Below are 4,560 nucleotides of genomic sequence, written 5' to 3'. Positions count from 1 at the left end.
CAACAATGTACAGGACACCGGAAGGCAAGGACATTTTCGTGGTCGACGGCCACACTCATTTCTGGGACGGCAGCCCGGAGAACCAGAAGAATATCCACGGCAAGCAGTTCATCGAGTGCTTCTATGCCTATCACACGGGCCTGAGCCCGAAGGACCAGCTGTGGGAGAAGAGCAAGTTCGAGAAGTACAGCGCTGACGATCTCTATCGCGACCTGTTCATCGACGGTCCCGACGATGTGGCGATCGTCCAGTCGACCTATCTCAAGGACTTCTACAAGAACGGCTTCAACACGATCGAGCGCAACGCCGAGGTGGCCAAGCGCTATCCCGAGCGTTTCATCGTCAACGGCGCCTTCGATCCGCGCGACGGCGAGAAGGCGCTTGAATACATCCACTTCCTCAAGGAGACCTACAACGTCAAGGGCGTGAAGATGTACACGGCCGAATGGAACGGCGCTTCCAAGGGCTGGAAGCTCACCGATCCCGATGCCTACAAATGCTTCGAACTCTGCGACAAGCTCGGCATCCGGAACATCCACGTCCATAAGGGCCCGACGATCATCCCGCTCTCGAAGGACGCCTTCGACGTCCATGACGTCGACCACGCGGCGACGGATTTCCAGAACCTCAACTGGATTGTCGAGCATTGCGGCCTGCCGCGCCTCGACGATTTCTGCTGGATCGCGACGCAGGAGACCAACGTCTATGGCGGCCTGGCGGTTGCGTTGCCGTTCATCCATGCGCGCCCGCGCTATTTCGGCGAGGTCATCGCCGAGCTCCTGTTCTGGCTCGGGCCGGAGAAGATCCTGTTCGGTTCCGACTATGCGATCTGGACGCCGCGCTGGCTGGTCGACAAATTCTGGGCCTATCAGATCCCGCAGGACATCGCCGCCGAACGGGGCGTGCAGCTGACCGACGAGATCAAGGAGAAGATTCTCGGCCTCAACGCCGCGCGTCTTTACAACATCGACGTCGAGGCCAAGAAGAAGGCGCTGGCCAGCACGCCCTTCAGCATCGCTGCGGAGTAGGGGCCATGGCAACCGCCAGCGTTTCCGGCAGCCGCGAGAAGGAACTCTGGCGGCGCCTTGATGAGGTAAACGACCCGGAACTCGACGAAGCCATCACCGAGATGGGCTTCGTCGAGCGGGCAGAGGTGATGGGCGACGGCAGCGCCGAGGTCGACTTCCGCCTGCCGACCTACTGGTGTTCGCCCAACTTCGCGTTCCTGATGCTGGACGGCGTCCGCAAGGCGCTCGACCAGCTCTCCTGGGCGCCGGACTATCGCGTCAAGTTGCACGACCACATGTTCGCGGAGGAGGTCAATCGCGGCATGGAAGCCGGCAAGACATTCGGCGACATCTTTGCCGTGCTTGCCGAGGACCAGGATCTCGCCGCCTTGCGCGAGACCTTCAGGATGAAGGCCTTCAAGCGACGCCAGGAGGCGGTTTTGCGCGGCCTGCGGCTGCACGGCCTGACCGATCGGGAAATCCTTGGCATGGACCTTGCGGCCTATGACGTCGCGCGGTTCGAGCCGGGCGAGGCGGCCAAGCAGAAGCCGAGATACAGGGCGGCCCTGCTCGAGCGTTTTCTCGATCGCCGGGCCGACGATCCCGTCTTCGTGACCTGGGAAGGCCAGCCCATACCGCCTGGCGCACTCGGTGCTCATCTCGCCGAGCTGCGCGGTGTGCGCATCAACATGGAGTTCAACGGCGCGCTGTGCCGGGGGCTCAAGCAGACCAGATACAAGGAACTGGATGTGGTCGACGGCGAACCGACGCTGGTCGATTTCATTCTGGATCGCGTGCCGGCCAGGACCGCACCGACCGCCTGAAGCAGAGCTGACAGCAACGGCCTCCCTTGCACGAGGCCCCTAACCAACAACCCGCCCGTAAGGCGGAAGGAGGAATCATGCCCAAGATAATGCTTCACAACTCCGAGGCCCGCCGTGCTCTCGCCCGTGGCGTCTTCCGGCTCGCCGCCGCCGTCGAGCCGACGCTCGGCCCCAAAGGCATGAACGCCATGATCGACCGACCGATCGGCACGCCGATGGTGACCCGCGACGGTGTCAGCATCGCCTCCGAGATCGAACTGCACGACCGTTTCGAAAACATGGGCGCGCAGGTCGTCCGCGAAGTGTCGATGCAGACCAACGAGATCGCCGGCGACGGCACCACGACGGCCATCGTGCTCGCCAACGCGCTCATCCAGGGTGGTGTCGAGGCGAATGAGCGCGGGGTGAAATCCGTCGATCTGTGCAAGGGCATCGACCTTGCCGTGGCGTCGGTGGTGGCGGCGCTCAAGGCTTCCGCCAAACCCGCCAAGGGCAACGGGATCCTGGCCTCGGTCGCCAATATCGCGGCGACCAACATCAAGCTTGGCGCGCTGGTGGCGGAAGCCCATCGGCGGGTGGGCGCCGAAGGCGTCATTACCACCGATTTCAGCGTTACCACCGAGACCACGCTCGATGTCGTCGAGGGCATGTCCTTCGAACGCGGCTACCTCTCGCATCACATGGTGACCGACCAGGAGAAGATGGAGGCGGTGCTCGAACGGCCCTACATCCTGATGACCGACCTCAAGATCAAGGAGCCCGGGCAGCTCGATGCGGTGCGCCGCATTGCCGACGCGGATGGCCGGCCGCTGCTGGTCGTGTCCGAGGAAATGTCGCCGGAGGTGGTGGTGACGCTGCTCGGCAAGCAGGGACCGGGACGGTACCTGGTCGTCCATCCGCCGGAATATGGCCACTGGCGCAAGGCGATGATGGAGGATCTGGCCATCATCACCGGCGGCAGGGTGATCGCGCGCGATCTCGGCGGCCGGCTCGAGGACGTCACCGCCGAGGATCTCGGGACGGCCGACCGGGTGAAGACCAGTTCGTCCTACACCTCGATCATTCGCGGCGGCGGCGACCCCGGCGCAATCGCTTCGCGCCGTGCCCAGGTGCAGCGTCAGTATGAAGCCTCGCAGCCCAACATCGACCAGGACAAGCTGCGCGAACGCCTGGCCAAGCTCTCCGGCGGCACCGCGATCCTCTACGCCGGCGGTGTCACGCCGGTCGAGCAGAAGCGGACCATCCAGCTGATCGAGGATTCCTTGAATGCGGTGCGCGCCGCGTCCGAGGAGGGGGTGGTCGCCGGCGGTGGTTCGGCACTCGCGCAGATCGCGCCGCTGCTCGACAAGGTCGCGGCCGGCGTCGATGGCGATGTCGCCGAGGGCGTGCGCCTGGTGCGCTCGGTCCTGTCGCGGCCGCTGTGGCGCATCGCCGCCAATGCCGGCGCCGATCCCGAAGCGGTGGTGGTCGAGGTCACCCGCATCAATGGCGGCTATGGCTACAACGCCTCGACCGGCGCGTATCAGAATATGTTCGAGGCAGGCATCATCGATCCGGTCCGCGTGACCTACACCGCGCTCGCCAACGCAGCTTCCGTGGCGACGCTAATCCTGACCACCGAAACGCTGATTGGCGATCTCGCCGAGGATGAGGATCCGACGGCCGGTCCGGCGCGTGGCGGCGGCTCGGAAAAACTCGGCCGCGCCTGAAGCAACATTGCAACGCAACGATTTCGACGTTGAAAGGACACGACGATGAAAGCTGCCAGACTCTACGAATACGACCCGAAGATGAATGTTCGGCTCAAGATCGAGGAGGTCAAGGCGCCGACGATCACCGCGCCCGACGAGGTGATCGTGCGGGTCGGCGCCGCCGGTCTCTGCCGTACCGATTTGCACATCATCGAAGGGGTGTGGAAGCCGACGATGGATCCCGAAGGCACGCTGTTGCCCTACATCATGGGCCACGAGAATGCCGGCTGGGTCGAGGAGGTCGGCAGTGGCGTCCGATCGGTCAAGCGCGGCGACGCGGTGATCTGCCACCCCTTCCGCTCATGCGGCATCTGCCTCAACTGCCGCCATGGCGAGGACATGTATTGCGACAACGGCCAGTTCCCCGGCCTTGGCATGAATGGCGGTTTCGCCGAATATTTCATCACCAGCGAACGCTCGCTGATCAAGCTGAATGCCAACATCACGCCGATCGAGGTGGCGCCGCTGGCCGATGCCGGCATCACCGCCTACCGCGCCGCCAAGCGCGCCGCCAAGCTCCTGCGGCCGGGGAGTTACTGCGTGCTCCTCGGCATAGGCGGGCTTGGGCATATCGCTCTGCAATCGCTGCACGCGATTTCGGGTTGCCGCATCATCGCCGTCGATCGCGAGCCGGCAGCGCGGGTGCTGGCCAAGGACCTTGGCGCCGACTTCGTCCTCGATGGCGGACCAAACATTGTCGAGGAAGTCAGTCAGATCACCGGCGGCGGGGCGCATGTGGTGATCGATTTCGTCGGTGAACTCGGTGTCGAGAACATCTGCTGGAAGATGGTGCGCAAGGGCGGGCAACTGTTCGTCGTCGGCTATGGCGGCAACATCAACGTACCGACCGCGCATCTCGTCATCGAGGAGATCAACATCGGCGGCAGCCTGGTCGGCAATTTCACCGAGCTTGTCGAACTGATGGAGCTCAACGCCGACGGCAAGGTGAAGATGCACTACACCGAATACAATCTCGCC

Annotated in this window: 4 protein-coding genes; all 4 read left to right on the top strand. The window is 63.7% G+C overall.

The window, feature by feature from the left end:
- Window positions 1-5: 5 nt before the first annotated feature.
- On the top strand, window positions 6-1,028 hold the full coding sequence (locus ACXJ7R_RS25385; protein WP_457154225.1) for an amidohydrolase family protein: 1,023 nt from the start codon (window positions 6-8) through the stop codon (window positions 1,026-1,028).
- Between the two features lie 5 nt (window positions 1,029-1,033).
- Complete coding sequence (locus ACXJ7R_RS25380; protein ID WP_457154224.1) at window positions 1,034-1,831, top strand: iron-sulfur cluster assembly protein; 798 nt, start codon at window positions 1,034-1,036, stop codon at window positions 1,829-1,831.
- Window positions 1,832-1,908: 77 nt separating this feature from the next.
- Window positions 1,909-3,540, top strand: a complete 1,632-nt coding sequence (gene groEL / locus ACXJ7R_RS25375; RefSeq protein WP_457154223.1) for a chaperonin GroEL — start codon at window positions 1,909-1,911, stop codon at window positions 3,538-3,540.
- Window positions 3,541-3,585: 45 nt separating this feature from the next.
- Window positions 3,586-4,560 (top strand): NAD(P)-dependent alcohol dehydrogenase (locus ACXJ7R_RS25370; RefSeq protein WP_457154222.1); only part of this gene is annotated, 975 nt, incomplete at its 3' end.

The sequence above is a fragment of the Mesorhizobium sp. P5_C1 genome (genome assembly GCF_054049815.1).
This window is presented reverse-complemented; position numbering and strand designations above follow the sequence as displayed.